We start from the raw sequence: 25,169 nt of genomic DNA, 5'->3' as shown, positions 1-25,169 counted from the left end.
GGTAACGCCGAAAGCCCCCGCGTGTCATGTCCGTATCGCCATACGGTCGTGACATGCGGGGGTCCGGTTCACCCGAGGGTGCGCCGGGGGCGTCGGCGCCCTGGATGACCTGCGGAAATCTCCCGGGAGGAACTCTCTGGAAGTCAGCCCTTGAGCGCGGCCGCGATCGACTCGGCGATCGGGGTGGTCGGACGGCCGGCCAGGCGGGACAGATCCCCGCTGTCCACGACCAGCTCGCCCTTCTCGACGGAGGCGTCCACCCCGGCGATGATCGCGGCCAACGGCTCCGGCAGCCCGGCGCCGGCCAGGATGCCGGTGAAGGCCTCGACGGAGACGGGGTTCTCGGCGATCTCCTTGCCGGTCTGCCGGCTCAGCTCGGCGGCGTACTCGGCAAAGCTCCAGGCGATGTCGCCACCCAGCTCGTACGTCTTGTTCTCGTGCCCCTCACCGGTCAGTACGGCGACCGCGGCGGCCGCGTAGTCGGCGCGGGAGGCGGAGGAGACGCGGCCCGCCCCGGCGGCGTGGGTGACCGCGCTGTACTCCAGGACGGGGGCGAGGTTCTCGGTGTAGTTCTCGTGGTACCAGCCGTTGCGCAGCAGCACATACGGCAGACCCGACTCCAGGAGCGCCTCCTCGGTGCCGCGGTGATCGTCGGCGAGGGCGGCCGTCAGGCTGCCGGGGGCGCTGGTGTAGGCGAGCAGGGCGACGCCGGCGGCCTTGGCGGCGTCGATGACGACCTTGTGCTGGCCGACGCGGTCGTTGCCGACCTCGCTGCCGGATATGAGCAGCACCTTGTCGCCCGCGGCGAAGAGTCCGTCGAAGGTCTCGGGGGTGTTGTAGTCGGCGACGGCGAGCCGCACACCGCGCTCGGCGAGGTCGGCGGCCTTCTCGGGGGAGCGGACGACGGCGGTCACCTGGTCGGCCGGAACCTTCTCCAGCAGCTGCTCCACGACATGACGGCCCAGTTGTCCGGTGGCTCCGGTGACGACGATGCTCATGATCAGAACTCCTTGTGGGGTGCGGTGGCACTAACCATAGGAGCCGCGCTAACTAAGCGAAAGTACCCACTTTGAAGTAAGGTACTGGCATGGTAGTAAGCGGCGTGGAGAGTGCGACGACCGGTAAGTACGACGTTGGGGTCGCCGTTGGCGTTGGCGTTGGCGTTGGCGTCGGCGTCGGCGAGAAGATGTGTCCGCACCGCCTGGTCCTGGAGCATGTCACCAGCCGCTGGGGCGTCCTTGTCCTGATCGAGCTGCTGGATCGCCCCTACCGCTTCAGCGAACTGCGCCGTGCGATCGGCCGGGTCAGCGAGAAGATGCTGACCCAGACCCTCCAGACCCTGGAACGCGACGGCCTGGTCCACCGTGACGCCAAGCCGGTGATCCCCCCGCGGGTCGACTACTCCCTCACCGAACTGGGCCGCGAGGCGGCGGAGCAGGTGCGGGGACTGGCGCTGTGGACCCAGGAGCGGATGGGGCAGGTGGAGAAGGCACGCGAGGTGTACGACGCGCGCAGGAACGGTGCCCAGCAGGCGTGACCTGGGCGCTTTCGGGCTGTGCGCTTAGGGCTGCGCCGGAGGGCCCGCCGACGGCGTGAGGGCCTGACCGCCGCAGCGCGTCCAGGCCCTCACCATGCCGTCGACTTCAGCCGTCGGGTCCAGCCGTCGGTCAGCCGACGACCGTCCAGGTGTCCCCGCCCGCCAGCAGCGCCGCCAGATCTCCCTTGCCGTTCTGCTCGATCGCCGTGTCCAGCTGGTCGGCCATCTGGGTGTCGTACACCGGACGCTCCACCGAGCGGAACACACCGATCGGAGTGTGGTGCAGGGTGTCCGGGTCGGCCAGGCGGGACAGGGCGAAGGCCGTGGTCGGGGACGCGGAGTGGGCGTCGTGGACCAGGATCTCCGACTCGTTCTCCGGGGTCACAGTGACGACCTTCAGATCGCCCGTCCGAGCGTCCCGTGCGACACCGCGCGAACCGTCCGTGCCGAAGCGGATCGGCTGCCCGTGCTCCAGCCGGATCACCGCCTCCTCCGCCTGCTGCTTGTCCTTGAGGACCTCGAAGGCGCCGTCGTTGAAGATGTTGCAGTTCTGGTAGATCTCGATCAGCGCCGTGCCCTTGTGAGCGGCCGCCTCGCGCAGCACCTGGGTGAGGTGCTTGCGGTCGGAGTCCACCGTGCGGGCCACGAAGGACGCCTCCGCGCCGATCGCGAGCGACACCGGGTTGAAGGGCGCGTCCAGGGAGCCCATCGGCGTCGACTTGGTGATCTTGCCGACCTCGGAGGTCGGGGAGTACTGGCCCTTCGTCAGGCCGTAGATCCGGTTGTTGAACAGCAGGATCTTGAGGTTGACGTTGCGCCGCAGGGCGTGGATCAGATGGTTGCCGCCGATCGACAGCGCGTCACCGTCGCCCGTGACCACCCACACCGACAGGTCCCGGCGCGACGTGGCCAGGCCCGTCGCGATGGCCGGGGCGCGGCCGTGGATGGAGTGCATCCCATAGGTGTTCATGTAGTACGGGAAGCGTGACGAACAGCCGATGCCCGAGACGAAGACGATGTTCTCCTTGGCCAGACCCAGCTCCGGCATGAAGCCCTGGACCGCCGCGAGGATCGCGTAGTCACCGCAGCCGGGGCACCAGCGCACTTCCTGATCGGACTTGAAGTCCTTCATGGACTGCCGGGCCACGGCCTTGGGGACGAGCGAGAGCGCCTCGATCGTGCCCGTGCCTTCCGCGGACGTCTCAGGCATCGATGGCCTCCTTGAGAGCCTTGGCAAGCTGTTCCGCCTTGAACGGCATGCCATTGACCTGGTTGTACGAGTGGGCGTCCACCAGGTACTTCGCCCGGACCAGAGTGGCGAGCTGACCGAGGTTCATCTCGGGGATCACCACCTTCTCGTAGTGCCCGAGTACCACGCCCAGGTTGCTCGGGAACGGGTTCAGATGACGCAGATGCGCCTGCGCGATCGACTCGCCCGCGGTACGCAGTCGGCGCACCGCCGCCGTGATCGGGCCGTACGTCGATCCCCAGCCCAGCACCAGCGTCTTCGCCTCGTGCGGGTCGTCGACCTCCAGGTCCGGCACCTCGATGCCGTCGATCTTGGCCTGGCGGGTGCGCACCATGAAGTCGTGGTTGGCCGGGGCGTACGAGATGTTGCCCGTGCCGTCCTCCTTCTCGATGCCGCCGATGCGGTGCTCCAGGCCCGGCGTGCCCGGGATCGCCCACGGCCGGGCGAGGGTCTGCGGGTCGCGCTTGTACGGCCAGAAGACCTCGCTGCCGTCCTCAAGGGTGTGGTTCGGGCCCTGCGCGAACTGCACGGTCAGATCCGGCAGCTCGTCCAGCTCCGGGATCCGCCAGGGCTCGGAGCCGTTGGCGAGATAGCCGTCCGACAGCAGCATCACCGGAGTGCGGTACGTCAGCGCGATCCGCGCCGCCTCCAGAGCCGCGTCGAAGCAGTCGGCCGGTGTGCACGGGGCGACGATCGGCACCGGCGCCTCGCCGTTGCGGCCGAACATCGCCTGCAGCAGGTCCGCCTGCTCGGTCTTGGTCGGCAGACCCGTCGACGGGCCGCCGCGCTGGATGTCGATCACCAGCAGCGGCAGTTCGAGAGAGACCGCGAGCCCGATGGTCTCCGACTTCAGTGCCACTCCGGGACCCGAGGTCGTGGTCACCGCGAGCGAGCCGCCGAAGGCCGCCCCCAGCGCCGCGCCGATGCCGGCGATCTCGTCCTCGGCCTGGAAGGTCCGTACGCCGAAGTTCTTGTGCCGGCTCAGCTCGTGCAGGATGTCCGAGGCCGGGGTGATCGGGTACGAGCCCAGATACAGCGGCAGGTCCGCCTGGCGAGACGCGGCGATCAGCCCGTAGGACAGCGCGAGGTTGCCGGAGATGTTCCGGTAGGTGCCCACCGGGAACGCCGTCGTCGCCGGGGCGATCTCGTAGGAGACCGCGAAGTCCTCGGTCGTCTCGCCGAAGTTCCAGCCCGCGCGGAACGCGGCGATGTTGGCGGCGGCGATGTCGGGTTTCTTGGCGAACTTCGCCTTCAGGAATCTCTCGGTGCCCTCGGTCGGGCGGTGGTACATCCAGCTCAGCAGGCCCAGCGCGAACATGTTCTTGCTGCGCTCGGCCTCCTTGCGCGTGAGGTCGAATTCCTTCAGCGCCTCCACCGTCAGGGTCGTCAGCGGCACCGGGTGGAGGCTGTAGCCGTCGAGCGAGCCGTCCTCCAGCGGCGAGGCGTCGTAACCCACCTTCTGCATCGCCCGCTTGCTGAACTCGTCCGTGTTGACGATGATCTCCGCGCCGCGCGGCAGATCGGAGATGTTGGCCTTCAGGGCCGCCGGGTTCATCGCCACCAGCACGTTCGGCGCGTCGCCCGGCGTCAGGATGTCGTGGTCGGCGAAGTGCAGCTGGAAGGAGGACACACCCGGCAGGGTCCCGGCGGGGGCGCGGATCTCGGCGGGGAAGTTCGGCAGTGTCGAAAGGTCGTTGCCGAAGGACGCCGTCTCCGAGGTGAAGCGGTCGCCGGTGAGCTGCATACCGTCGCCCGAGTCCCCCGCGAAACGAATGATCACCCGGTCCAGCCGGCGGACGTCCTTCGTCGTCCCTGCCGGTTTGCGCTGCTCTCCCACGACGGCTTCGTCGGCCTGCTCCGCTGGGCTACTGACCTGGCTGGTCACTGAACTGGACCTCCTTCGAGGCGGCTGTCTGGGCATGGCCTTCCCGCAAGCCTTCCCAGGATCAACCCTACGTCCGCAAAGGTCGCCCTCCCCGGGCCATTCGCATGACGGACATGGATTTGAGACGGTTCGCCACTCTGACTTGTCATGGTTCACACACCCCCCGGCGCTGCTTTAGAAGACGCTCCCCGCTCTTCGTTCGGTTGCTGTGCGGGCGCCCGCGCGGTGGATGCCGCGGGAGCGGTCACCCACTCGACTGACACGGGGTCGGCCGGTCAGGAGTTCAGGTAGGTGAGCACCGCGAGCACCCGCCGGTGATCCCCGTCGCTCTGGGACAGCCCGAGCTTCAGGAAGATGTTGCTGACGTGCTTCTCTACGGCACCGTCGCTCACCACCAACTGCCGGGCGATGGCGGAGTTGGTCCGCCCCTCGGCCATCAGCCCCAGGACCTCCCGCTCGCGCGGGGTGAGCCCCGCGAGCACGTCCTGCTTACGGCTGCGGCCCAGCAGCTGGGCGACGACCTCCGGGTCGAGGGCCGTGCCCCCTTGTGCCACGCGCACGACCGCGTCCACGAACTCCCGGACCTCCGCCACGCGGTCCTTCAGCAGATAGCCGACTCCGCGGCTGGAACCGGCCAGCAGCTCCGTGGCGTACCGCTCCTCCACGTACTGCGACAGCACGAGTACCCCGAGTCCGGGATGTGCCTTGCGCAGCAGCACCGCCGCCCGGACCCCTTCGTCGGTGTGCGTCGGCGGCATCCGTACGTCCGCGACCACCACGTCCGGCAGCTCGCCCTGTCCGTCCAGCTCCGTGATGGTCTTGACCAGCGCGTCGCCGTCCCCCACCCCCGCCACGACCTCGTGCCCACGGTCGGTCAACAGCCGGGTCAATCCCTCCCTGAGCAGCACCGAGTCCTCGGCGATGACCACCCGCACCCTGTCCTCCACGATCCTCGGCCCCCCGAGCCTTGGCATTCCGGCCGAGCGTGCCCCGGCCCTGTCGTCCTCGCGACCTCAGTATCCCGCGATCGGCTCTTCCGCACCGGGCCTGTGGATAACCTGCCGGCCGCAGTTCGGATCGCGTGGGACCGGGGAGCGATCGCGTCGGACCGGGGGAGCGGCCGCGTGGGACCGAGGGAGCGGCCATGGGACCCGGGGGAGCGACCGCGTGGGACCGGGGAAACGATCACGTGGACCCGGGGGAACGATCACGTGGAACCGGGGGAGCGACCGCGTGGAACTGAGGGAACCATCGCGTGGAACAAGGGGGCGTCTTCGGGGCGCACGCTCGTGAATCTGCTCAGGGAGTGCTTGCGAACACACGGAATTCCGACTCCGAACCAACCGGAGCCGGATCCCGCCCACCGTGGGCCGGACGGCCCACCCGAACTACACGGTCCGCCAGGGCAGCTCCGCCGTCACCCGGGTCGGCCCCCCGACCGGCGAGTCCACCACCAGAATCCCGTCCACCGCGTCCAGCCGCTCGGCCAGCCCCGCCAGCCCCGAGCCGCCGGAGGCGTCCGCACCGCCGATGCCGTTGTCCACGACCTGCAGCATCAGCCGGTTCTCCACCCGCCACACATCCACGGCCGCCCACGTCGCCCGCGAGTGCTTGCTGATGTTCTGCAGCAGCTCCGACACCGTGAAGTAAGCGATCCCCTCGATCGCCGGCACCGGCCGCTCCTCCAGATCGACCTGGACCTCCACCGGCACAGTGCACCGCGAGGCCACCGCCGACATGGCCGCGTCCAGCCCCCGGTCGGTCAGGACCGCCGGATGGATCCCGCGTGCCAGGTCGCGCAGTTCCTGAAGCGCCGTCTTCACCTCGCCGTGCGCCTCGTCGACCATCCGCGCCGCGGCCTGCGGGTCCTCCGACAGCTTCTCCTTCGCGAGGCCGAGATCCATGGCCAGGGCCACCAGGCGGGCCTGGGCGCCGTCGTGCAGGTCGCGCTCGATGCGCCGCAGGTCGGCGGCGGCCGTATCGACCACGACACCACGGTCGGACTCCAGCTCCACCACGCGCGTGGCCAGCCGCGACGGGCCGAGCAGGCCGTGCACCAGCAGCCGGTCCACCGTCGTCAGCGCCCGCACCATCCAGGGCGTGGCCAGCGTGAACAGCAGGCCCACCAGCGCGGTGACCGTGATCTCGAAGGGGTTGTCGAGGTAGATGTGGTGGGTCTCGTCGCCGTACAGCTGAATGCCGTCCTGACCGGTCCACAACGGGAAGACCCAGAACCAGAAGGGATACGTCAGCAGCGCCCAGCCGTACGCCCAGACGTTCACGGCGACGACGAAGGAGAAGGTCGCCCACGGCAGATGCAGCACGGCGTACAGCAGGGACCGCCACGACGTCCCGCTCTTCAGTACGGCGCCCATCCACCCCATGAAGCCGCGCCTACGCATCCGCAGCGGCTCCGGGTCGGCCACCTCCAGGTGCAGCAGCGCACGCGCGCGCGCCCGCTCCAGCGCCCCGAAGCCCCGGCAGCCGGCCAGGCCCGCCGCCAGCACCGGGATGCCGAGGAACGTCACCAGCAGGCCCACGCCCAGCGACACCATCGTCACGGCGTACACGAAGAGCAGCACGCTGATCGGGAAGCCGAGCAGCACATAGCCGAACTCGCGCCAGCTGCGTGCCTCGAACGGCGCCCGCAGCCCGGCGGGCAGCCGGTGCCGTCGCTCTCCGCCGTGCTCGGGGAGGCCGCGCTCGGGGAAACCGAGCCCGTGCCCGTAGCCCTGTCCGTAGTCCGTGGCCATCGGTGTCGTCCGTTCTCCTCGTCCCGTCAGCCCCGCGGGGGCTGTGCCGTCGTACCTCCACCCTCCTCGACCACAGGTCCACGGAACATGGAGGCCGTCGGCCTCTTGAACGGGGGGTTTTCCCTACCCCTGCCCGGGGGCGCGGTCCCGCCAGGGCAGCTCGGCCGTCACGGTCGTGGGGCCGCCGCGCGGTGACTCGATGACGAAGAGTCCGTCCACCGCGTCCAGCCGGTCGGCGAGCCCGCGCATGCCCGTACCGCCGTCGAGGCGGGCGCCGCCGCGCCCGTCGTCCCACACCTGGATCAGCAGCCGGTCGTCCGACCGCCACACATCCACCGAGGCCGACTTCGCCCCGCTGTGCTTGCTGACGTTCTGCAGCAGCTCGGAGACGGTGAAGTAGGCGATCCCCTCGATGGCCGCCACCGGTCTGGCCGGCAGGTCGACGGTCACCTTCACCGGCACCGTGCAGCGCGAGGCGACCGCCGACAGGGCGGCGTCCAGGCCGCGGTCGGTCAGTACGGCCGGATGGATGCCGCGCGCCAGATCGCGCAACTCCTGAAGCGCGAGCTTCACCTCGCCGTGCGCCTCCTCGACCATCGAGGCCGCCGTGTCCGGGTCCTCCAGGAGTTTCTCCTTGGCCAGACCCAGCCCCATGGCGAGGTTGACCAGCCGGGCCTGGGCGCCGTCGTGCAGATCGCGTTCGATGCGACGCAGATCGGCGGCCGCCGTGTCCACGACGACCCCACGGTCCGACTCCAGTTCGGCGATACGGCGCTCCAGCTCGTCGGAGGGCGACAGCAGACCGCGCACCATCGCCCGGTCCGCGTTCGCCAGGCCCCGCGCGATGAACGGCAGCACCGGCCACAGCACGAACAACGAGGTCAGCGCGATGACGAAGGTGAGGATGCCCCAGGGCAGCCGGATGAAGTCGTACAGGATCGTGCGCCAGCCGACCGGGTCCTTCAGCGCCTGCCACAGCTGCGGGAAGAAGCCGTCCCTGCCACCGCGCAACGGCAGCGGACTCGGCTCGTCCACCCGCACCCCGAGCAGCGCACGCGCGCGTGCGCGCTCCATCTTGCCCAGCTGCCGCGCGCCCACCAGCCCGGCCGCGAGCAACGGGAACCCGATCACCGTCACGGTCAGCAGGGCACCGGTGAACAGCACCACCGCGACATAGGTGAATCCGAGCAGCGACAGCGGAAGGTTCGCCAGGAGGTGCGCGATCTCCTTCCAGGTGTGCCGGTCGTAGGCGAAACGGGCCGGTGGCAGCGCTGGCTGCTCGCTGTCGGAGCGCCGGGAGGCGTCCCACGAAGGGCTGGGGCGTTCGGTCATATGGGCCAGCGTGCCGCGCGGTGCGCCGCAGCGCCATGGAGCGGACCGCCGCGAGCTCCGGGGGAAAACCCCACCCCCGCGGCCGACCGCGCACCGTACTCCCAGGTTCTCCCGCGTCTCGACGAGATCTCAACGCGTGACGGGCTGCTTACGGTCTCTTTAGCAGGGCCTAGACTCCCGTGCGTACAGATCATCGTCGAACAGTGCTGTTTCACGGGAAACAGGGGTGTTCACGGGATCACACATCGCAGGACACTGGTCCCAGGGCTTGTTCCTGGGGCATCGGTCACGAGGTCGTCACGAGGTCAGGGAGCGAGGGGCGGACGTGTCGGAACAGACCGTCGTCGTCGCGGCGGATGTGCACAACGTCGTCGTCTCGGCGGACTACTTCCAGTCCTACTCGGTCGTCGGACTGCTGGCCGTCGTCGGCGTGCTGTTCGTCGCCGTCGCCTTCGGGGCGGGCCGCCTGCTGCGCCCCGTGGTCCCCACACCCGAGAAGCTCATGACGTACGAGTGCGGCGTCGACCCCGTCGGCGAGGGCTGGGCCCACACGCAGGTCCGCTACTACGTCTACGCCTTCCTGTACGTGATCTTCGCCATCGACTCGATCTTCCTGTTCCCCTGGGCCACGGTCTTCGCCGACCCGGGCTACGGCGCGACCACGCTCGTCGAGATGTTCGTCTTCCTCGGCTTCCTGGCCGTGGGCCTGCTCTACGCATACAAGAAGGGCGTTCTGGCATGGACGTGACGCCAGACACCAACGAGCAGCCGGTTCTGCTCCCGGAGCCGCAGCGGCTGGGCGCGCTGGCCCGCCTCGCGCCCGAGCCGATGAAGGTCATCCTCAACTGGGGCCGCCGCTACTCGCTCTGGGTCTTCAACTTCGGCCTCGCCTGCTGCGCGATCGAGTTCATCGCCGCGTCGATGGCCCGCCACGACTTCATCCGCCTCGGCGTGATCCCCTTCGCACCAGGCCCCCGCCAGGCCGACCTCATGGTCGTCTCGGGCACGGTGACGGACAAGATGGCCCCGGCCGTCAAACGCCTCTACGAGCAGATGCCCGAGCCGAAGTACGTCATCTCCTTCGGGGCGTGCTCGAACTGCGGCGGCCCGTACTGGGACTCCTACTCCGTCACCAAGGGCGTCGACCAGATCATCCCCGTCGACGTCTACGTCCCCGGCTGCCCGCCCCGCCCCGAGGCACTCCTCCAGGGGATCCTGAAGCTCCAGGAGAAGATCGCACGCGAGTCCCTGGGCGAGCGATACGGCACGGCACGGCCGTCCGCGGCCGCGTTGCAGAGCGGGTTGGTGCGGGGACCGGAAGTGGCTGGTGCCGGAGGTGCTACCGGTACTGGTGGCATTGAGGGTGGTGCTGCGGGTGCCACCGGTACTGGTGGTGCCGGAACTGGGGAGGGCTCCCGATGACGACGATCGGCTGGCTGCCCGCCCCCGTCGAGGACCTCTTCGGCCCGGAGGCCACGGCCGAGGAGTCGTACGAGGTCCTGACCGTCGACGTGCCCCCGGCCTCCTGGATCGCGGCGCTGGAGGCGGCCCGTGACGCCCTGGGCTGCACCTACTTCGACTGGCTGAGCGCGGTCGACGAACCGGGCACGGGCTTCCGTGTCGCGGCCCACGTCGCCGCCCTGTCCCCGGTACGGCGTCTGCTGGTCCGTACGACGGTCCCGCACGAGGCGCCGACGCTGCCCTCGGCCGTCGGCGTCTACGCGGGCGCGGCCTGGCACGAGCGCGAGACGCACGAGATGTTCGGCGTGGTGTTCACCGACCACCCGGCCCTGGACCACCTGCTTCTCCCGGAGAACTTCGAGGGCCACCCCCTCCGCAAGGACTTCGTCCTGGCAGCCCGCGTCGCCAAGGCCTGGCCCGGCGCCAAGGAACCCGGCGAATCCGAACACGGCGGCCCGAAACGCCGCCAGATGCTGCCCCCGGGCGTCCCCGACCCGAACGAATGGGGCCCCCTGAAGGGCCAACTCCCCCCTGCCCCAACCCGCCCGACCAGGGGCGCGGCACGCACGGCCGGCGATCGGCCGACACGGGCTGCGGGCGAGCGACCGGCACGGGCTGCGGGGGAGCGGCCGGCACGGGCTGCGGGGGAGCGGCCGGCACGGGCTGCGGGGGAGCGGCCGGTGCGCCGTGCGCGTACGGCGGCGGAGGGTTCGGCGAGTCAGGCGGCGGAGGCCTCTGCGGGCGGGGCTGCTGTGGAAGGTGCTGCGCAGAGGCGTGCGCGTACGGCGGCGGAGGGTTCGGCGAGTCAGGCCGCGGAGGCCTCCGCGGGCGCGACTCCTGCGGAGGGTGCGGTGCGGCGTGCTCGTAAGGCGTCGGAAGGGTCGGTCGGTCAGCAGGCGGCGGATTCGGCTGGGGAGGCTGAGGCCTCGAGTTCGGCGGCCGAGACCCCCGCTGCCGGATCCGGAACCTCGACGGACGCGGATGCTTCTCCGGCGGGCACCGACGCGTCGTCCACCACGGCAGATACACCATCGACCACGCCCGGCAGGCCGGCAGGACCTCGTCGCGCGCGTAGCGCCAGTGAGGGCTCCGCGAGCCAGCGGGCCTTGGACGCTTCCGATACAGAGCCTTCAGGCGCTTCGGACGCAGCGGCTTCCGATGCGGCAGCTCCCGGCACGGCAGCCTCCGATACGGCTGCGCAGGACACAGCCGCATCCGGCGCCCCGGCGCCCGCCGCGTCCGACGAAGCCGCAGCACCGTCACCGCCCTCGGCCCCTCCGAGGGCCCCCACGACCCCCCGCAGCCCGGACGCGCCCTGGCACCACGCCCGCCCGGCATTCGACGAGTCGGAACCGAAGCGGCCAGCCGAGCCCGAGCCCGAGCCCGAGCCGCAACCCGAGCCCGCTCCACAACCCGAGCCCGCGCCGCAACCCGAGCCGGCCCCTGAGCAGCCCGACCCCGGCGAGGCCACGACCGCCTCGCCCGCGCCACAGACCGACCCCGCAGCTACTCCCGACCAGTCCCCGGAACCCGAAGCCGAATCCGACGGCGAATCCGACGGCGCGTCCAACGACGACCGCACCGACCCCGCAGGAGGCCCGCAGTGAACGACGTGCTTGACGTCACCCTGCGACTCCTGATCGTCTTCGTCGTCTTCCTCACCTTCCCTCTGATCATCGGCCAGACGGAGCACAAGGTCATGGCCCATATGCAGGGCCGCCTCGGCCCGATGTACGCCGGGGGCTTCCACGGCTGGGCCCAACTCGTCGCCGACGGCGTGAAGTTCGCGCAGAAGGAAGACGTCGTCCCGGCCGGCGCGGACCGCCGTATCTTCCAGCTCGCCCCGGCCGTGGCCCTCCTCCCGTATCTGCTCGTCCTTCTCGCCATCCCCATCGGGCCGGGCGAGGGCGCGGTCGGCGAGGTCGTCGACGCGGGCATCTTCTTCGTGCTGGCGGTCATGGGCGTCGGCGTGCTCGGCTCGCTCATGGCCGGCTGGGCCTCCGCCAACAAGTTCTCCCTCCTCGGCGGCCTGCGCACCGCCGCCCAGCTCCTCGCCTACGAACTCCCGATGCTGCTCACCGCCGCCTCCGTCGCGATGGCGGCCGGCACGGTCTCCCTTCCGGGCATCGTCGACGCCTTCGAGTGGTGGTGGCTGCCCTGGCAGATCGTCGGCGCGATCGTCTTCTTCGTCGCCGGCCTCGCCGAACTCCAGCGCCCGCCCTTCGACATGCCCGTCGCCGACTCGGAGATCATCTTCGGCGCCTACACCGAGTACACCGGTCTCCGCTTCGCCCTGTTCCTCCTCGCCGAATACGCCGGAATCGTCGTCCTGTGCGGCCTGACCACCGTCCTCTTCCTGGGCGGCTGGCACGGTCCCTGGGGCGCCGACGGCCTGGGCTGGGTCTGGACCCTGCTGAAGGCGGCCGTCCTCGCCTTCATCGTGATCTGGCTCCGCGTCACCTACCCCCGCCTGCGCGAGGACCAGCTCCAGAAGCTCTCCTGGACCCTCCTCGTCCCCCTCTCCCTCGCCCAGATCGCCCTCACCGGCGTCGTCAAGGTGGTGATCCAGTAACCATGGCCCCCATCCCCGGCTCTGGGCTCGCCAAGGGCCTGGCCGTCACCCTCCGCACGATGACGAGGAAGTCCGTCACCGCCCAGTACCCGGACGCCCAGCCCGACCTTCCGCCCCGCACCCGCGGTGTGATCGGTCTGTTCGAGGAGAACTGCACGGTCTGCATGCTTTGCGCCCGCGAGTGCCCGGACTGGTGCATCTACATCGACTCCCACAAGGAGACCGTCCCGGCGGCGACCCCCGGCGGTCGCGAGCGCAGCCGCAACGTCCTCGACCGCTTCGCCATCGACTTCTCCCTGTGCATGTACTGCGGTATCTGCATCGAGGTATGTCCTTTCGACGCCCTGTTCTGGTCCCCGGAGTTCGAGTACGCCGAGACCGACATCCGCGAACTCACCCACGAGCGCGACAAGCTCCGCGAGTGGATGTGGACCGTCCCGGCCCCGCCCGCCCTGGACCCCGGCGCGGAGGAGCCCAAGGAGATCGCCGCCGCCCGCAAGACCGCCGAGAAGCTGGCCGCCGCACAGGCGGAATCGCAGGAGGGAGGAGAGTCGTGAGCCTCGCCGCCGACACCCACGGCTTCCTCTCACCGACCGGCGTCGAGATCGTCTTCCTCCTCGTCGGCCTCGTCACCTTCGGCGCCGCGCTGGTCACCGTCACCACCCGGCAGCTGGTGCACGCCGCCCTGTGGCTGGTGGCCACGCTAGGCGGCCTCGCCGTCGAGTACCTCCTGCTCACCGCCGAGTTCATCGCCTGGGTGCAGGTCCTCATCTACGTCGGTTCCGTAGTCGTCCTCCTTCTGTTCGGTCTGATGCTCACCAAGGCCCCCATCGGCCGCTCCCCGGACGCCGATTCCGGCAACCGCTGGGCCGCCCTCACCGTGGCCGTCGTCGCCGCGGCCACCCTGGTCTGGGTGGTCGTCGACGCCTTCCGCACGACCTGGATCGACCTGGACGGCCCCGCCGCCGGCTCCACCAAGGCCACCGGCGAGAGCCTCTTCCAGAACTGGGTCCTCCCCTTCGAGGCCCTCTCCGTCCTCCTCCTCGCCGCCCTGGTCGGCGCCATCGTCCTGTCCCGCAAAGCGAAGGCGGAGTCGAGCTCTCCCTCTGTGAACTCCCGGGCCAGGACCGGTAGTTCCCCATCCGTCCCGGATTCCCGCAACAACACGAACGGGCGAAACAAGCCCGTCAAGGGAACCGATCAGGCCGAGGAAACCGATCAAGCCGGGGAAACCGATCAGGCCGAGCAGGAAGGCGCCCGCTGATGCACCTCGCCTATCCCGCCGTACTCTCCGCTCTCCTGTTCTGCACCGGCCTCTACGGCGTCCTGGCCCGCCGCAACGCGATCCTGGTGCTGATGTCCGTCGAGCTGATGCTCAACGCCGTCAACCTCAACCTGGTCGCCTTCGACGTCTGGCTCAGCAAGGCCGCCGAGGAGACCCTGCACTCCGGCCAGGCACTGACCCTGTTCACCATCACCATCGCCGCCGCCGAGATCGGCATCGGCCTGGCGATCGTGCTCGCCGTCCACCGCAACCGCGGCACCTCGGACATCGACAAGCTCCGCGACACCGCCGAGAGCCACGACACCGACGGCCCCGACCACGACGCCCTCACGGCCGCGCCGGGCGAGAAGGCTGAGGCCACCGCGTGACCACGACCACCCTCGCCGTACTCGTCCCCCTCCTTCCGTTCCTGGGCGCCGCGGCCGGTCTGCTCTTCGGCCGCACCGCACCCGGCTTCGTCCGCCCACTCGCCATCCTGCCGACGCTCACGTCCCTCGTGCTCGCCGCGGTGGTCGCCGTGCGCCAGGGCGGCGACCAGGCGATCAACGCCGCCACCGAGCTCACGCCCACCGGCTCGGTCCCGATCGAACTAGCCCTGTACATCGACGGCTTCGCCGCCCTCGTCGCCGTCCTTGTCGGCGTCGTCGCCACCTGCGTACAGATCTACTCGACCGGCTACCTGCGCGATGACCCGCGCTACCCCTCGTACGCCGCGCTCGTCTCCCTGTTCACCTCCGCGATGCTGCTCGTCGTCTACTCCGGCGACCTGATGGTGCTGCTGGTCGGCTGGGAGGTCATGGGCATCTGCTCGTACTTCCTGGTCGGTCACTACTGGGAGACCCCGGAGGCCCGCGCCGCCTCCATCAAGGCTTTCCTGGTGACCAAGCTCGGTGACGTCCCCTTCCTCATTGGCCTGTTCGCGCTGGCCACCGACGCAGGGTCGTTCCGCATCACGAAGGTCCTCGACACCGTCACGAGCGGCGGCCTCGACCACCCGACCCTGATCGCCCTGCTGCTCCTCGCGGGCGTGGCGGGCAAGTCGGCGCAGTTCCCGCTGCACACCTGGCTCCCGGACGCGATGGCGGGTCCGACGCCCGTCTCCGCGCTGATCCACGCCGCGACGATGGTCGCCGCCGGTGTCTACTTCGTCGCCCGACTCCTTCCGGTCTTCGAGGCATCCCAGGCCGCGATGATCGTCCTCGCAGTGATGGCCGCCGTCACGATGATCGGCTCCGGCCTCGCCGCGCTCGCCCAGGACGACATCAAGCGCGTGCTCGCCTACTCGACGATCGGCCAGCTCGGCTACATGACCGGCGCCCTCGCCGTCGCCGACCGCGGTGCCGCCGTCTTCCACCTCCTGTCCCACGGCGCCTTCAAGGCGCTGCTGTTCCTCGCGGCCGGCGTGATCATCCACGCCTCCGGCACCAACTCGCTCGCCGCCATGGCCCGCATGAGCCACCTGCGCGACCGAGTCCCCGACGCCTACTGGACGATGACCGTGGCGCTGCTCGCGCTCGCCGCGATCCCGCCGTTCAGCGGCTTCTTCTCCAAGGAGTCCGTCCTCGGCGCCGCCGAGCACGTCGCCACCGGCCACACCGAGCACGCCCCTGGTGCCACCGGCTGGGTCGTCCTCGTCGCCGGCCTGCTCACGGCCCTGCTCACCGCCGCCTACGCGATGCGCCTGTGGCTGCTGGCCTTCCGCGGCCGGGGCGCCGAAGCCCCCGACCACGGCAGGCAGCCGCTGACCATGACCGTGGTGCTGTGGGTGCTCGCCGTGCCGTCCCTCGCCGTCGGCGCGCTCGCCTACCGCGTGCTGCCCGACTGGTTCGACGGCCGTGACCTCGCCCCGACCCTGACCACCTCCGTCGTCGGCACGGGCGTGGCCCTTGTCGGCGGCATCGTCATGTACGGGGCCTGGCGCCACACCACCTCGCTGGCCGCCCGCGTCCCGCTGGGTGCGGTCGCGGCCCACCCGGAGGGCGACGCCGGGGTCGTCGAGTCCGAGGCCATCGCCAGCCACGCCCCCGTGTACGGGGGAGTGGCCTACGCGCCCGACCCCGCCGACCCCGGCCGGCTGCTGCTCGGCCCGCTGCACCGCCCCGCGGCCGTCGGCTTCCACCTCGACGCCGTGTACCGGGCGCTGTTCGTCCGCCCGGTACAGGCCGGCGCGAGTCTCGTCCGGTTCCTCGACCGCGAGGTCGTCGACACCTATCTACGTGGCGCGGGCGCCCTACCCCGCTGGCTCGGCATCGCCGTACGGCGCGCCCAGACCGGCAATGTGCAGACCTATGTGAGCGCGCTGCTCGCCGGCACCGTCATCCTCGCGGTCGCCGCCGTCCTCGTCGCCACGGGAGCGTGAGCAGGCGTGATCGATATCAACGAGTCCGTGATGCAGTTCCTTCTGGCGTTCGTCGTCGTGGGTCCGCTCCTCGGGGCGGCCGCCGCTCTGCTGCCCGCCCCGCCCGGGCTGAAGGGGAAGTCGCCCGAGCAGGCCGTGCTCCGGCACGGCGTCACCGTCACCGGCGTCGTGCTCATCGCGGCGATCGTCCTCGCGCTCGGCTTCGACCACGACCACCCGTCGAAGATGCAGGCCAGCACGGACATCAGCTGGATCCCCGCACTCGACGTGCGCATCCACCTCGGCGTCGACGGCATTTCCCTCCCCCTTGTGGTCCTGACCGCGCTGCTGACCTTCCTCTGCGCGCTCTACTCGTACTTCAAGATGCCCTCGGGCCCGACCCCGAAGGCCTTCGTCGCACTGCTGCTCGTCCTGGAGTCCGGCACCCTCGCCACCTTCGCCGTCCTCGATCTGCTGCTCTTCTTCCTCGCCTTCGAGATGGTCCTGATCCCGATGTACTTCCTCATCGCCCGGTGGGGCGGCGAGGGCCGGGCCGCGGCCGCCTGGAAATTCATCCTCTACACGCTGCTCGGCTCCGTGGTCATGCTGCTCGGCCTGCTCCTGATCGGAATCAAGGCGGGCACATTCGACATGGTGGCACTCGCCACTGACAACGGCCGGTCACTGACCGCATCCGTGCAGGTCATCGCCGTTTTGTCGATCGGGCTCGGGCTCGCGGTCAAGACCCCGATGTGGCCGCTGCACAGCTGGCTGCCCGACGCCCACACCGCCGCCCCGACCGTCGGCTCGGTGCTGCTGGCCGGCGTCCTGCTCAAGATGGGCACGTACGGGTTCGTACGAATCCTGCTGCCGATCACCCCCGACGGCTTCGCCGACTTCGCGCCGTACCTTGCCGCCTTCGCCGTCGTCGGGATCATCTACGGATCCCTGGCCTGCCTCGCCCTGGCCAAGCAGGGCGCTAAGGGCGACCTCAAGCGCCTCATCGCCTACTCCTCCGTCGGCCACATGGGCTTCGTCCTGCTCGGCATCGCCACGATGACCCCGACCGGCGTGAACGGCGCCCTATTCGCCAACATCGCCCACGGCCTCATCACCGGCCTGCTCTTCTTCCTGGTCGGCGCGCTGAAGGACCGTACGGGCACGACCGACCTCGACGCCCTCGCCGAACAGACCGGCGCCGCGTTGTACGGCAAGGCCCCGCGTCTCGGCGGCCTGCTCGCCTTCGCGGCGGTCGCCTCGCTCGGGCTGCCGGGTCTCGCCGGGTTCTGGGGCGAGATGCTCGCGCTGTTCGGCGCGTTCGAACCCGCGCCCGAGCTCAGCCGCCCGGCGTTCCTCACCTTCATGGCGATCGGCGCCTTCGGCACCCTGCTCACAGCCGCGTACCTACTCGTCGTGGTCCGCCGGGTCTGCATGGGCGCCGTACCGCAGGAAGCTCCGAGGCTCGCCGACGTCCAGAGTTACGAGTTCGCGGCCTGGACGCCGCTCGTCGCCCTCACCGTCGTCGCCGGACTGTGGCCGAAAACCCTCCTCGGCCTCACCGACCCGGCCGTGCAGCAGCTCCTCGCAGGAGGCACCCGATGAGTTCCCTGGCCCAGCCGCTGGCCGAGAACCTCGTCCAGTCCGTCGACTGGCTCGCCATCGCGCCGCCCACCGTCGCGGCGGCCGTCGCACTCGTGGTCCTCGTCGCCGACCTGTTCATCGCGGAGGGCAAGAAGGCGGTGCTCGGCTGGACGTCCGTGGCCGGCCTGGCCGCCTCCGCGCTCCTGCTGCTGCCTCTCCTGGACGGCGACCGCTCCACCTTCTGCCTGTCCGGCGACGCCGACCTGTGCAGCTACACGGCCGACCGCTTCACCCTCGTCATCCAGTTCCTCGTCCTTGGCGGGGCCCTCCTCACGGCTCTCCTGTCCGTCACCGCCCTCAAGGACGCGGACAAGCAACTCCCCGAAGGGGAGTTCTGGTTCCTGCTGCTCTCCTCCGCCGCCGGAGCAGCCTTGCTGCCCGCATCCCGGGACCTGGCGACCCTCATCGTCGCCCTGGAAGTGGCCTCGCTCCCCGCCTTCGCGCTCGTCGGCCTGCGCTACGGCGACCGCAAGTCCTCGGAAGCGGCACTGAAGTTCTTCCTGTCCTCGGTCACCGCGACCGCGGTCAGCCTCATGGGCATCAGCTTCGTGTACGCCTCCACAGGCACCCTTTACCTCACGCAGATCGCCGACCGCATCCAGAACGTCGACGGACAGCTCCAGACCCTCGCCCAGACCGGAGTCGTCCTCACCCTGGTCGGCTTCGCGTTCAAGACGGCTGCCGTGCCCTTCCACTTCTGGGTGCCGGACACCTACGTAGGGGCGCCGCTGCCGATCGCCGCCTATCTGTCGGTCGTCGGCAAGGCCGTCGGATTCACCGGCCTGATCCTCGTCACGGTCATCGCCCTGCCGTCGTACGCCGACGTCTGGGGCCCGGCCCTCGCCGCACTGGCCGCCCTCACCATGACCGTCGGCAACGTCGGCGCCCTGCGACAGCAGGCCACGCGCGCGTACAGCGCGGTACGCCTGCTCGCCTGGTCGTCCGTCGGACAGGCCGGCTACCTCCTGGTGCCGATCGCCGCCGCCGCGTACTCCGACGACGCCGAGCGGTCCATCGGCTCCACTGTCGCCTACGCCCTCATGTACGCCGCCGTGAACCTCGGCGCCTTCGCGGTGGCCGCTCTCGTCGGCCGTACGAAGACCCTCAACCGCATCAGCGACTACCGCGGCCTGTATGCGCGCAACCCCCTGGCCGCCCTGACCCTGGCCTTCTTCCTGCTCTGCCTCGCAGGGCTCCCGCCGGGCATCATCGGCCTCTTCGCCAAGGTCACCGTCTTCTCCGCAGCCGTCGACGCGGGCCTCGGCTGGCTGGCCGTGGTCATGGCCGTGAACGTCGTGATCGCGCTGTTCTACTACCTGCAGTGGACGGCCCTGCTGTTCCGCGCCCCAGAGGGCGAGCCGGTCAGGCACCTGGCCCCCGTGCCGGTCACGGCCGCGATGGCGCTCACCGGAGTCGTCGGCATCACCCTGTCCGGAGCACCCCAGCTGATCCTGCGTTTCGCCGACACCGGGCTTTTCTGAGCCCAGGGCGAGCATTCCGTACGCGCGCGTGAGAGAGGACCGGACCCCACGCGCGCGGGCGCACTCACCCGTACGGCCCACGCCTGCCGCCGTACGCACAAGGGAACCCGTGGCCTTCGCCTGGCGTTGACCAGTACGGAAGGGTCCACTGGGGACGTGACACCACGGCACCAGTGGCATCGGACATCGACCAGCAAAGGGTTCCCCTGCCGCACCACTTGGAGGGCGTACCGTGCACCGCCGGCACAACGGGCTCAGGACCGCAGTCCTCCTCGGGGGACTGTCCGCACTCATCATCGTCATCGGCAGCTTTTTCGGCCGCATGGGGCTCGTCGTCGCGGTAGTGATCGCGCTGGGCACGAACGCGTACGCGTACTGGAACAGCGACAAGCTGGCGCTACGCGCGATGCGTGCCCGTCCGGTCAGCGAGTTCGAGGCCCCGGGGCTGTACCGCATGGTCCGCGAGCTCTCCACCCAGGCTCGCCAGCCGATGCCGCGCCTCTACATCTCCCCGACGGAGGCGCCGAACGCGTTCGCGACGGGCCGCAACCCGCGCAACGCCGCCGTGTGCTGCACCGACGGAATCCTGCGCCTGCTGAACGAGCGCGAACTGCGCGGTGTCATCGGCCACGAGTTGAGCCACGTCTACAACCGCGACATCCTGATCTCGTCGGTCGCCGGCGCCCTCGCGTCGGTGATCATGTTCCTGGTCAACTTCGCCTGGCTGATCCCGATCGGCCGGTCCGATGACGACGACGGCCCCGGAATCCTCGGCCTGCTGCTGATCATGATCCTCGGGCCGCTCGCCGCCACGGTCATCCAACTGGCGATCAGCAGGTCCAGAGAGTACGAGGCCGACGCGTCCGGCGCCCAGCTCACCGGCGACCCGGCTGCCCTCGCCAGCGCCCTGCGCAAGCTCGACGCCGGCACCAAGCAGCTTCCGCTGCCACCCGAGCCGCGCATCGAGACCGCCAGCCACATGATGATCGCGAACCCGTTCCGTCCAGGTCAGGGGTTCTCCAAGATGTTTTCCACCCACCCGCCCATGGCGGAGCGTATTTCCCGGCTCGAGAGGATGGCAGGCCCCAAGTGAAAACCATCCTGAACGTCATCTGGCTCGTCCTGAGCGGCTTCTGGCTGTTCCTCGCCTACCTGCTCGCGGGCCTGCTGCTGTGCATCACCATCATCGGAATCCCGTTCGGCATCGCGGCCTTCCGCATCGGCGTCTACGCCCTGTGGCCCTTCGGGTACACCACGATCGAGCGCCGCGACGCCGGAGCCCCCTCCTGCGTCGGCAACGTCCTGTGGCTGGTCCTCGCGGGCTGGTGGCTCGCCATCGGCCATATCGTCACCGGCCTGGTCCTCTGTGTCACGATCATCGGAATCCCGTTCGGGATCGCCAACTTCAAGCTGATCCCGGTGTCGCTGTTCCCGCTGGGCCGCGAAATCGTGCCGACGAACCAGCCGTTCGCGGCTGGCTGGTAGCCGAGCGGAGCGAGGACGGCAGGTCCTGGCCCGACCGGGAGTTTTCCACAACCCGGTGGTTGTCCACAGGCCGGACCGATTGTCAGTGGCGGCTTGCATCATGAACGCATGACCGAGATCGAGCAGTTGTTGACGAGGGTGGCGGACAAGGCCCACAACGCCCGACCGTGGGGCTGGACTTCACTCCCCGAGCCCGTGGACACGGCCACCGTGGCCCGTGCCGAGGCCACCCTCGGCTTCCGCCTGCCGTCGCTGCTCGCCGAGCTCTACCTGCGTATAGGAGACGGCGGATTCGGACCGGAGTACGGTCTGTTGCCCCTGCTCGACAGCCCTCCGTCCGGCGAACCCGCCGCTGTCACGCAGTACCTCGCCAATCGCGAGAGCGCCCGCAAGGACCCCGACTGGCCCTGGCCCGGGGGAGTCCTGCCGATATCCCACTGGGGCTGTGCGATGTACGCGTGTGTGGACTGCCGCAGCCCGCAGGCCACCGTCCTGCTCTTCGAACCGAACGCCGACGAAGCCGACCACGCGTGGTACGTGGACGCCCCCAGCCTCACTGACTGGCTGCGCGCGTGGGTCGACGGCCGGGGGTGGTACGAGGAGATGAACGAGGAGCTGGAGATGGCACCTTGGGCCGACTTCCGCATACGTTCGGCGGCGCCACAGGTGTCCTGACCGGTCCGGGCCTGCCCTGCGGCCAGGGAGCCGTCCCGCCCGGCCCGTCGCAAGCGCCAACCGCAACACCTACCGTCGTCCGGCCTACGCGTCCTTCGCCCAACACGCCTCTTGGCCCACGTGCCCATGGACTGTCGCGTTCGTTGGCACGCGCGTCCCGCGGCCTGCCATCGCTGCGACCGACAGCCGCCGACCACCGCCGCGCCCCGCTGCGACCTGCAGCCGCCGGCCCACCGCACCTCGCTGCCCACCACAATCGCCGGCCACTGCACCCCGCACCCCGCACCCCGCGCCCGCGCCCCAACGACGGTGACCTACCCGCCCCGCACTCCCCGCCGCGCCGCCCCCCACCGCCGCACGCCATATGCCCCCACGCCCACCGCCAGCACACCCGCACCGACAGCAACCGAGATTCCCGGAAGGGAGAACGCCAACACCACGCACCCGAGAAGCCCCACCGCAGGCACGATCCGCGAAGTCACTGCGGAGTCGAGCGTCCAGGCCGACGCGTTGGCCACCGCGTAGTACGCCAGCACACCGAAGGAGGAGAACCCGATCGCGCCTCGCACGTCCACCGTGGCGGCCAGGACCGCGACCACCGCGCCCACGGCGAGTTCGGCCCGGTGGGGTACCTGGAAACGCGGATGCACGACTGCCAGCGCGCCGGGCAGATGCCGGTCGCGGGCCATGGCCAGGGTCGTCCGCGAGACGCCCAGGATCAGAGCGAGCAACGAGCCGAGCGCGGCGACGGCCGCACCCACCCGCACCACGGGCGCCAGCCCCGGCACGCCGGCCGCCCGTACCGCGTCGGCCAGCGGCGCGCTCGCATCCCCCAGACCGTCCGAGCCCAGAACAGAAAGGACAGCGATCGCCACACAGGCGTACACCGCCAGCGCGATGCCCAGGGCCAGCGGAATCGCCCGGGGGATGGTGCGGGCAGGGTGCCGTACTTCCTCCCCGAGTGTCGCGATCCGCGCGTACCCGGCGAACGCGAAGAACAGTAGCCCCGCCGCTTGAAGCACCCCGTCCACGCCCCCGGAGGCCCCGACGTCCAGGCGTCCGGCATCGGACTCCCCGGACCCCAGGCACACGACCACCACACAAGCGAGGACAGCCAGGACAACCGCCACGATCGCCCTTGTCAGCCAGGCGGACTTCTGGACGCCGCCGTAGTTCACCGCGGTCAGCGCCACCACGGCCGCGACCGCCACCGCGTGCGCCTGCCCCGGCCAGACGTACGTACCCACAGTGAGCGCCATCGCCGCACAGGAGGCCGTCTTACCGACCACGAACGACCAGCCCGCGAGATAGCCCCAGAACTCCCCGAGCCGTTCGCGTCCGTAGACATACGTGCCGCCCGAGGCCGGATACAGGGCGGCCAGTCGCGCCGACGACGTGGCGTTGCAGTAGGCGACCACGGCCGCGACCGCCAGCCCGAGCAGCAGCCCGGACCCTGCCGCGCGCGCCGCGGGGCCGAGTGCGGCGAAGATCCCTGCCCCGATCATCGAGCCGAGCCCGATCATCACGGCGTCCCCGACCCCCAGGGTGCGCCGCAGCTCGGAGGAGGCGGAGCTGGAGCGTGTCATGGCCGGAACCTTACTGATCGCTGCAACCGAGGCCTGCCCCCGCGACGTCCTGCTCATCAACAGAGCACGAACAAACGCGCCCGAAATCACAGTGCCGGAACAGTGCGGGCACAGCGCGGAGGGGCAGGTTCAGGGCATGACGATCATCAGCTGGATGATTCTGGGGCTGTTGGCCGGGGCCATCGCCAAGTTCCTGCTGCCGGGCCGCGACCCGGGCGGCTTCATCGGCACGACGCTCATCGGCATCGCGGGCGCGTTCATCGGCGGCTGGATCTCGTCCCGCTGGCTGGACCACCCGATCACCAAGGACTTCTACGACGGTGCGACATGGGCTTCGGCGATCGGTGGCTCTCTCGTGCTTCTGATCGCCTACCGCCTCCTGTTCGGCCACTCGCGCAACTGACCTCCGGACTGCGGCCAGCAGGCGAGAAGGGTGGGCACCCACACCGGGCGCCCACCCTTCCTCGTGGATCTGAACCAGCCGGACAGTTCGCCGGGGACCAGCCGCTCGGCCGATCAGCTGATCACCGGTAGTTCACGAACTGCAGCGCGAAGTCGAAGTCCTTGCCCTTGAGCAGGGCGATCACGGCCTGAAGGTCGTCCCGGCTCTTGGAGCTGACCCGCAGTTCGTCGCCCTGCACCTGGGCCTTGATGCCCTTCGGACCCTCGTCGCGAATGATCTTCGCCACCTTCTTCGCGTTGTCCTGGGAGATGCCCTCCTCGATCGACGCGAAGATCTTGTACTCCTTGCCCGAGAGCTGGGGCTCGCCCGCGTCCAGGGCCTTCAGGGAGATCCCGCGCTTGATCAGCTTGGACTGGAAGACGTCGAGGACAGCGTTGACCCGGTCCTCGGAGTTCGCCTCCATCAGGATCTTGTCACCGGACCACGAGATCGAGGCACCCACGCCCTTGAAGTCGTAGCGCTGCGAGATCTCCTTGGCGGCCTGGTTGAGGGCGTTGTCGACCTCCTGCCGCTCGACCTTCGAGACGATGTCGAAACTGGAGTCGGCCATGTCCTGTGGCTCCTTGTATCGGGGTGCGTATGGGGTGCGTATCGGCGGGCGTGGGGGAGGCCGCCGAGCCCGGGGAAGGCCCCGGTCCGCATCCGGACAAGCCTAGCCACCCCTCGTCCCCTGGGAGGCGATCAATCGGGTGGCGAAGCACCCCTCCACATCGGGTATTGTTTACGTCGTTGCCAGGGAGCACCGCCGAAGCGCGGTTCGAACGGCAGCAAACCCCGGCGGTGTGCCCGAGCGGCCAAAGGGAGCAGACTGTAAATCTGCCGGCTCAGCCTTCCCAGGTTCGAATCCTGGCGCCGCCACACTGGGGAAACCCCTCCGATCTACGGAAACGTAGCGCGGAGGGGTTTTCGCGTTCCAGGGACGTGCCCGGGGCACACTGGCTCCATGAGCACGCGTCGCAGAAGTTGCCCCGAGTGCCGGCGCGAGATCGCCGTCGTCGCCGGTCGGTTCGCACGGCACGACCCGCCGGGCGCGCGGGGGAGCGGGGAGCTCGTGTCGTGTCCCGGATCGCGGCGACTGGCAGAACTCGGCGCCGTGCAGCCCGCGTTGGACGGGTACGTCGTGCCTGAGTTCCCCGGGCAGCTGCCGCTGTTCTGAACGCCCTAGTGAGCTGGTTCGGAGATGCGTGAGCAGTAGCGGCAGATGCGGTCGATGATCTGGTCGGCGGTCTTGGTCCACTTGAACGGCCGGGCCTCGTCGTTCCAGACCTTGATCCAGTCCTCGAGTGCGGTCTTGAGGCTGTCGAGGGAGCAGAACACGCCGCGTTCCAGGCAGCGTCGTTCCAGCTCGGCGAACCACCGTTCGACCTGGTTGATCCATGACGAGTAGGTCGGGGTGAAGTGGAGGTGGACGCGGGGATGCGCGAGC

Annotated in this window: 25 protein-coding genes and 1 tRNA gene; 17 read left to right on the top strand and 9 right to left on the bottom strand. The window is 69.9% G+C overall.

The annotated features are described in order from the left end of the window. Window positions 1–143 precede the first annotated feature (143 nt). A complete protein-coding gene (locus ACZ7NC_RS24710; protein WP_471491290.1) occupies window positions 144–998 on the bottom strand; it encodes an SDR family oxidoreductase in 855 nt (284 codons plus the stop codon). Between the two features lie 188 nt (window positions 999–1,186). Between ACZ7NC_RS24710 and ACZ7NC_RS24705 the strand changes: the two genes are divergently transcribed. Next, a complete protein-coding gene (locus ACZ7NC_RS24705) occupies window positions 1,187–1,537 on the top strand; it encodes a winged helix-turn-helix transcriptional regulator (RefSeq protein ID WP_471491288.1) in 351 nt (116 codons plus the stop codon). Between the two features lie 130 nt (window positions 1,538–1,667). On the opposite strand, the gene ACZ7NC_RS24700 is transcribed toward ACZ7NC_RS24705, so the two are convergent. The 5 genes from ACZ7NC_RS24700 to ACZ7NC_RS24680 all read right to left on the bottom strand — a co-directional run bounded on the left by ACZ7NC_RS24700 (window position 1,668) and on the right by ACZ7NC_RS24680 (window position 8,756). After that, entirely contained in the window at window positions 1,668–2,747 is a 1,080-nt protein-coding gene (locus ACZ7NC_RS24700) for a 2-oxoacid:ferredoxin oxidoreductase subunit beta (RefSeq protein WP_471491287.1), read from the bottom strand. Beyond that, complete coding sequence (locus tag ACZ7NC_RS24695) at window positions 2,740–4,671, bottom strand: 2-oxoacid:acceptor oxidoreductase subunit alpha (protein WP_471491285.1); 1,932 nt, start codon at window positions 4,669–4,671, stop codon at window positions 2,740–2,742. Before ACZ7NC_RS24695 ends, ACZ7NC_RS24700 begins: the two co-directional genes overlap by 8 nt. A 275-nt stretch (window positions 4,672–4,946) precedes the next feature. Then, on the bottom strand, window positions 4,947–5,645 hold the full coding sequence (locus tag ACZ7NC_RS24690; RefSeq protein ID WP_471491284.1) for a LuxR C-terminal-related transcriptional regulator: 699 nt from the start codon (window positions 5,643–5,645) through the stop codon (window positions 4,947–4,949). Window positions 5,646–6,059: 414 nt separating this feature from the next. Then, window positions 6,060–7,424 (bottom strand): sensor histidine kinase, encoded by a 1,365-nt coding sequence (locus ACZ7NC_RS24685; RefSeq protein ID WP_471491282.1) that lies wholly within the window; start codon window positions 7,422–7,424, stop codon window positions 6,060–6,062. A 123-nt stretch (window positions 7,425–7,547) separates the two neighbouring features. Then, window positions 7,548–8,756 (bottom strand): sensor histidine kinase, encoded by a 1,209-nt coding sequence (locus tag ACZ7NC_RS24680; RefSeq protein WP_471491280.1) that lies wholly within the window; start codon window positions 8,754–8,756, stop codon window positions 7,548–7,550. A 325-nt stretch (window positions 8,757–9,081) separates the two neighbouring features. Here ACZ7NC_RS24680 and ACZ7NC_RS24675 point away from each other — a divergent pair, with 325 nt between their 5' ends. The 13 genes from ACZ7NC_RS24675 (at window position 9,082) to ACZ7NC_RS24615 (ending at window position 21,694) form a co-directional block, all read left to right on the top strand. Beyond that, complete coding sequence (locus ACZ7NC_RS24675) at window positions 9,082–9,504, top strand: NADH-quinone oxidoreductase subunit A (RefSeq protein ID WP_471491279.1); 423 nt, start codon at window positions 9,082–9,084, stop codon at window positions 9,502–9,504. Then, complete coding sequence (locus tag ACZ7NC_RS24670; RefSeq protein WP_471491277.1) at window positions 9,495–10,178, top strand: NADH-quinone oxidoreductase subunit B; 684 nt, start codon at window positions 9,495–9,497, stop codon at window positions 10,176–10,178. The genes ACZ7NC_RS24675 and ACZ7NC_RS24670 overlap by 10 nt, the downstream gene beginning before the upstream one ends. Continuing rightward, the gene (locus ACZ7NC_RS24665) at window positions 10,175–11,824 is read left to right on the top strand and encodes an NADH-quinone oxidoreductase subunit C (protein ID WP_471491276.1); all 1,650 of its coding nucleotides are present in this window, start codon (window positions 10,175–10,177) and stop codon (window positions 11,822–11,824) included. Before ACZ7NC_RS24670 ends, ACZ7NC_RS24665 begins: the two co-directional genes overlap by 4 nt. Then, on the top strand, window positions 11,821–12,789 hold the full coding sequence (locus tag ACZ7NC_RS24660) for a complex I subunit 1/NuoH family protein (RefSeq protein ID WP_471491274.1): 969 nt from the start codon (window positions 11,821–11,823) through the stop codon (window positions 12,787–12,789). The genes ACZ7NC_RS24665 and ACZ7NC_RS24660 overlap by 4 nt, the downstream gene beginning before the upstream one ends. A gap of 2 nt (window positions 12,790–12,791) precedes the next feature. Next, window positions 12,792–13,346: a NuoI/complex I 23 kDa subunit family protein gene (locus tag ACZ7NC_RS24655; protein WP_471491273.1), complete on the top strand. Its 555-nt coding sequence runs from the start codon at window positions 12,792–12,794 to the stop codon at window positions 13,344–13,346. Further along, entirely contained in the window at window positions 13,343–14,053 is a 711-nt protein-coding gene (locus ACZ7NC_RS24650; RefSeq protein WP_471491272.1) for an NADH-quinone oxidoreductase subunit J family protein, read from the top strand. The genes ACZ7NC_RS24655 and ACZ7NC_RS24650 overlap by 4 nt, the downstream gene beginning before the upstream one ends. After that, window positions 14,053–14,442: an NADH-quinone oxidoreductase subunit NuoK gene (nuoK, locus tag ACZ7NC_RS24645; RefSeq protein WP_471491270.1), complete on the top strand. Its 390-nt coding sequence runs from the start codon at window positions 14,053–14,055 to the stop codon at window positions 14,440–14,442. Before ACZ7NC_RS24650 ends, nuoK begins: the two co-directional genes overlap by 1 nt. Further along, a complete protein-coding gene (locus ACZ7NC_RS24640) occupies window positions 14,439–16,433 on the top strand; it encodes an NADH-quinone oxidoreductase subunit 5 family protein (RefSeq protein ID WP_471491268.1) in 1,995 nt (664 codons plus the stop codon). The genes nuoK and ACZ7NC_RS24640 overlap by 4 nt, the downstream gene beginning before the upstream one ends. 6 nt (window positions 16,434–16,439) lie before the next feature. Next, window positions 16,440–18,014 carry a complex I subunit 4 family protein gene (locus ACZ7NC_RS24635; protein ID WP_471491267.1) on the top strand — a complete coding sequence of 525 codons (1,575 nt, stop codon included), beginning with the start codon at window positions 16,440–16,442 and terminating at the stop codon, window positions 18,012–18,014. Then, window positions 18,011–19,534 (top strand): NADH-quinone oxidoreductase subunit N, encoded by a 1,524-nt coding sequence (locus ACZ7NC_RS24630; protein WP_471491265.1) that lies wholly within the window; start codon window positions 18,011–18,013, stop codon window positions 19,532–19,534. The genes ACZ7NC_RS24635 and ACZ7NC_RS24630 overlap by 4 nt, the downstream gene beginning before the upstream one ends. 232 nt (window positions 19,535–19,766) lie before the next feature. Next, window positions 19,767–20,627 (top strand): zinc metalloprotease HtpX, encoded by an 861-nt coding sequence (htpX, locus tag ACZ7NC_RS24625; RefSeq protein WP_471491263.1) that lies wholly within the window; start codon window positions 19,767–19,769, stop codon window positions 20,625–20,627. Further along, entirely contained in the window at window positions 20,624–21,019 is a 396-nt protein-coding gene (locus tag ACZ7NC_RS24620) for a YccF domain-containing protein (protein ID WP_471491262.1), read from the top strand. Before htpX ends, ACZ7NC_RS24620 begins: the two co-directional genes overlap by 4 nt. Window positions 21,020–21,127: 108 nt before the next feature. Further along, window positions 21,128–21,694, top strand: a complete 567-nt coding sequence (locus ACZ7NC_RS24615; protein ID WP_471491261.1) for an SMI1/KNR4 family protein — start codon at window positions 21,128–21,130, stop codon at window positions 21,692–21,694. Window positions 21,695–22,008: 314 nt separating this feature from the next. Here the strand turns inward: ACZ7NC_RS24615 and ACZ7NC_RS24610 are convergent, their stop codons facing one another. Next, window positions 22,009–23,280, bottom strand: a complete 1,272-nt coding sequence (locus ACZ7NC_RS24610) for an APC family permease (protein WP_471491259.1) — start codon at window positions 23,278–23,280, stop codon at window positions 22,009–22,011. A 136-nt stretch (window positions 23,281–23,416) separates the two neighbouring features. Between ACZ7NC_RS24610 and ACZ7NC_RS24605 the strand changes: the two genes are divergently transcribed. Beyond that, window positions 23,417–23,683 carry a GlsB/YeaQ/YmgE family stress response membrane protein gene (locus ACZ7NC_RS24605; RefSeq protein ID WP_471491487.1) on the top strand — a complete coding sequence of 89 codons (267 nt, stop codon included), beginning with the start codon at window positions 23,417–23,419 and terminating at the stop codon, window positions 23,681–23,683. A gap of 121 nt (window positions 23,684–23,804) precedes the next feature. Here the strand turns inward: ACZ7NC_RS24605 and ACZ7NC_RS24600 are convergent, their stop codons facing one another. Beyond that, window positions 23,805–24,293 carry a YajQ family cyclic di-GMP-binding protein gene (locus ACZ7NC_RS24600; RefSeq protein ID WP_383420566.1) on the bottom strand — a complete coding sequence of 163 codons (489 nt, stop codon included), beginning with the start codon at window positions 24,291–24,293 and terminating at the stop codon, window positions 23,805–23,807. Window positions 24,294–24,519: 226 nt separating this feature from the next. On the opposite strand from ACZ7NC_RS24600, the gene ACZ7NC_RS24595 reads away from it, so the two are divergent. Both ACZ7NC_RS24595 and ACZ7NC_RS24590 read left to right on the top strand, forming a co-directional pair. Beyond that, a tRNA-Tyr gene (locus tag ACZ7NC_RS24595) sits at window positions 24,520–24,601 on the top strand. Between the two features lie 85 nt (window positions 24,602–24,686). Further along, entirely contained in the window at window positions 24,687–24,899 is a 213-nt protein-coding gene (locus tag ACZ7NC_RS24590; protein WP_471491256.1) for a hypothetical protein, read from the top strand. A gap of 5 nt (window positions 24,900–24,904) precedes the next feature. On the opposite strand, the gene ACZ7NC_RS24585 is transcribed toward ACZ7NC_RS24590, so the two are convergent. Next, window positions 24,905–25,169, bottom strand: a 265-nt coding sequence (locus ACZ7NC_RS24585) for a transposase (protein ID WP_471491254.1), incomplete at its 5' end; no start/stop codon positions are given.

It is taken from the genome of Streptomyces sp. NPDC111802, from assembly GCF_055634335.1.
The sequence above is the reverse complement of the archived record's forward strand: the minus strand, read 5'-3'. Positions and strand labels throughout refer to the sequence as shown.

Excerpts from the sequence above, each read along its gene's own strand:
- ACZ7NC_RS24710 (WP_471491290.1), bottom strand. The coding sequence starts at position 998 with ATGAGCATCGTCGTCACCGGAGCCACCGGACAACTGGGCCGTCATGTC.
- ACZ7NC_RS24705 (WP_471491288.1), top strand. The coding sequence starts at position 1,187 with ATGTGTCCGCACCGCCTGGTCCTGGAGCATGTCACCAGCCGCTGGGGC.
- ACZ7NC_RS24700 (WP_471491287.1), bottom strand. The coding sequence starts at position 2,747 with ATGCCTGAGACGTCCGCGGAAGGCACGGGCACGATCGAGGCGCTCTCG.
- ACZ7NC_RS24690 (WP_471491284.1), bottom strand. The coding sequence starts at position 5,645 with ATGCCAAGGCTCGGGGGGCCGAGGATCGTGGAGGACAGGGTGCGGGTG.
- ACZ7NC_RS24685 (WP_471491282.1), bottom strand. The coding sequence starts at position 7,424 with ATGGCCACGGACTACGGACAGGGCTACGGGCACGGGCTCGGTTTCCCC.
- ACZ7NC_RS24680 (WP_471491280.1), bottom strand. The coding sequence starts at position 8,756 with ATGACCGAACGCCCCAGCCCTTCGTGGGACGCCTCCCGGCGCTCCGAC.
- ACZ7NC_RS24670 (WP_471491277.1), top strand. The coding sequence starts at position 9,495 with ATGGACGTGACGCCAGACACCAACGAGCAGCCGGTTCTGCTCCCGGAG.
- ACZ7NC_RS24665 (WP_471491276.1), top strand. The coding sequence starts at position 10,175 with ATGACGACGATCGGCTGGCTGCCCGCCCCCGTCGAGGACCTCTTCGGC.
- ACZ7NC_RS24655 (WP_471491273.1), top strand. The coding sequence starts at position 12,792 with ATGGCCCCCATCCCCGGCTCTGGGCTCGCCAAGGGCCTGGCCGTCACC.
- nuoK (WP_471491270.1), top strand. The coding sequence starts at position 14,053 with ATGCACCTCGCCTATCCCGCCGTACTCTCCGCTCTCCTGTTCTGCACC.
- ACZ7NC_RS24630 (WP_471491265.1), top strand. The coding sequence starts at position 18,011 with ATGAGTTCCCTGGCCCAGCCGCTGGCCGAGAACCTCGTCCAGTCCGTC.
- ACZ7NC_RS24615 (WP_471491261.1), top strand. The coding sequence starts at position 21,128 with ATGACCGAGATCGAGCAGTTGTTGACGAGGGTGGCGGACAAGGCCCAC.
- ACZ7NC_RS24610 (WP_471491259.1), bottom strand. The coding sequence starts at position 23,280 with ATGACACGCTCCAGCTCCGCCTCCTCCGAGCTGCGGCGCACCCTGGGG.
- ACZ7NC_RS24605 (WP_471491487.1), top strand. The coding sequence starts at position 23,417 with ATGACGATCATCAGCTGGATGATTCTGGGGCTGTTGGCCGGGGCCATC.
- ACZ7NC_RS24600 (WP_383420566.1), bottom strand. The coding sequence starts at position 24,293 with ATGGCCGACTCCAGTTTCGACATCGTCTCGAAGGTCGAGCGGCAGGAG.
- ACZ7NC_RS24590 (WP_471491256.1), top strand. The coding sequence starts at position 24,687 with ATGAGCACGCGTCGCAGAAGTTGCCCCGAGTGCCGGCGCGAGATCGCC.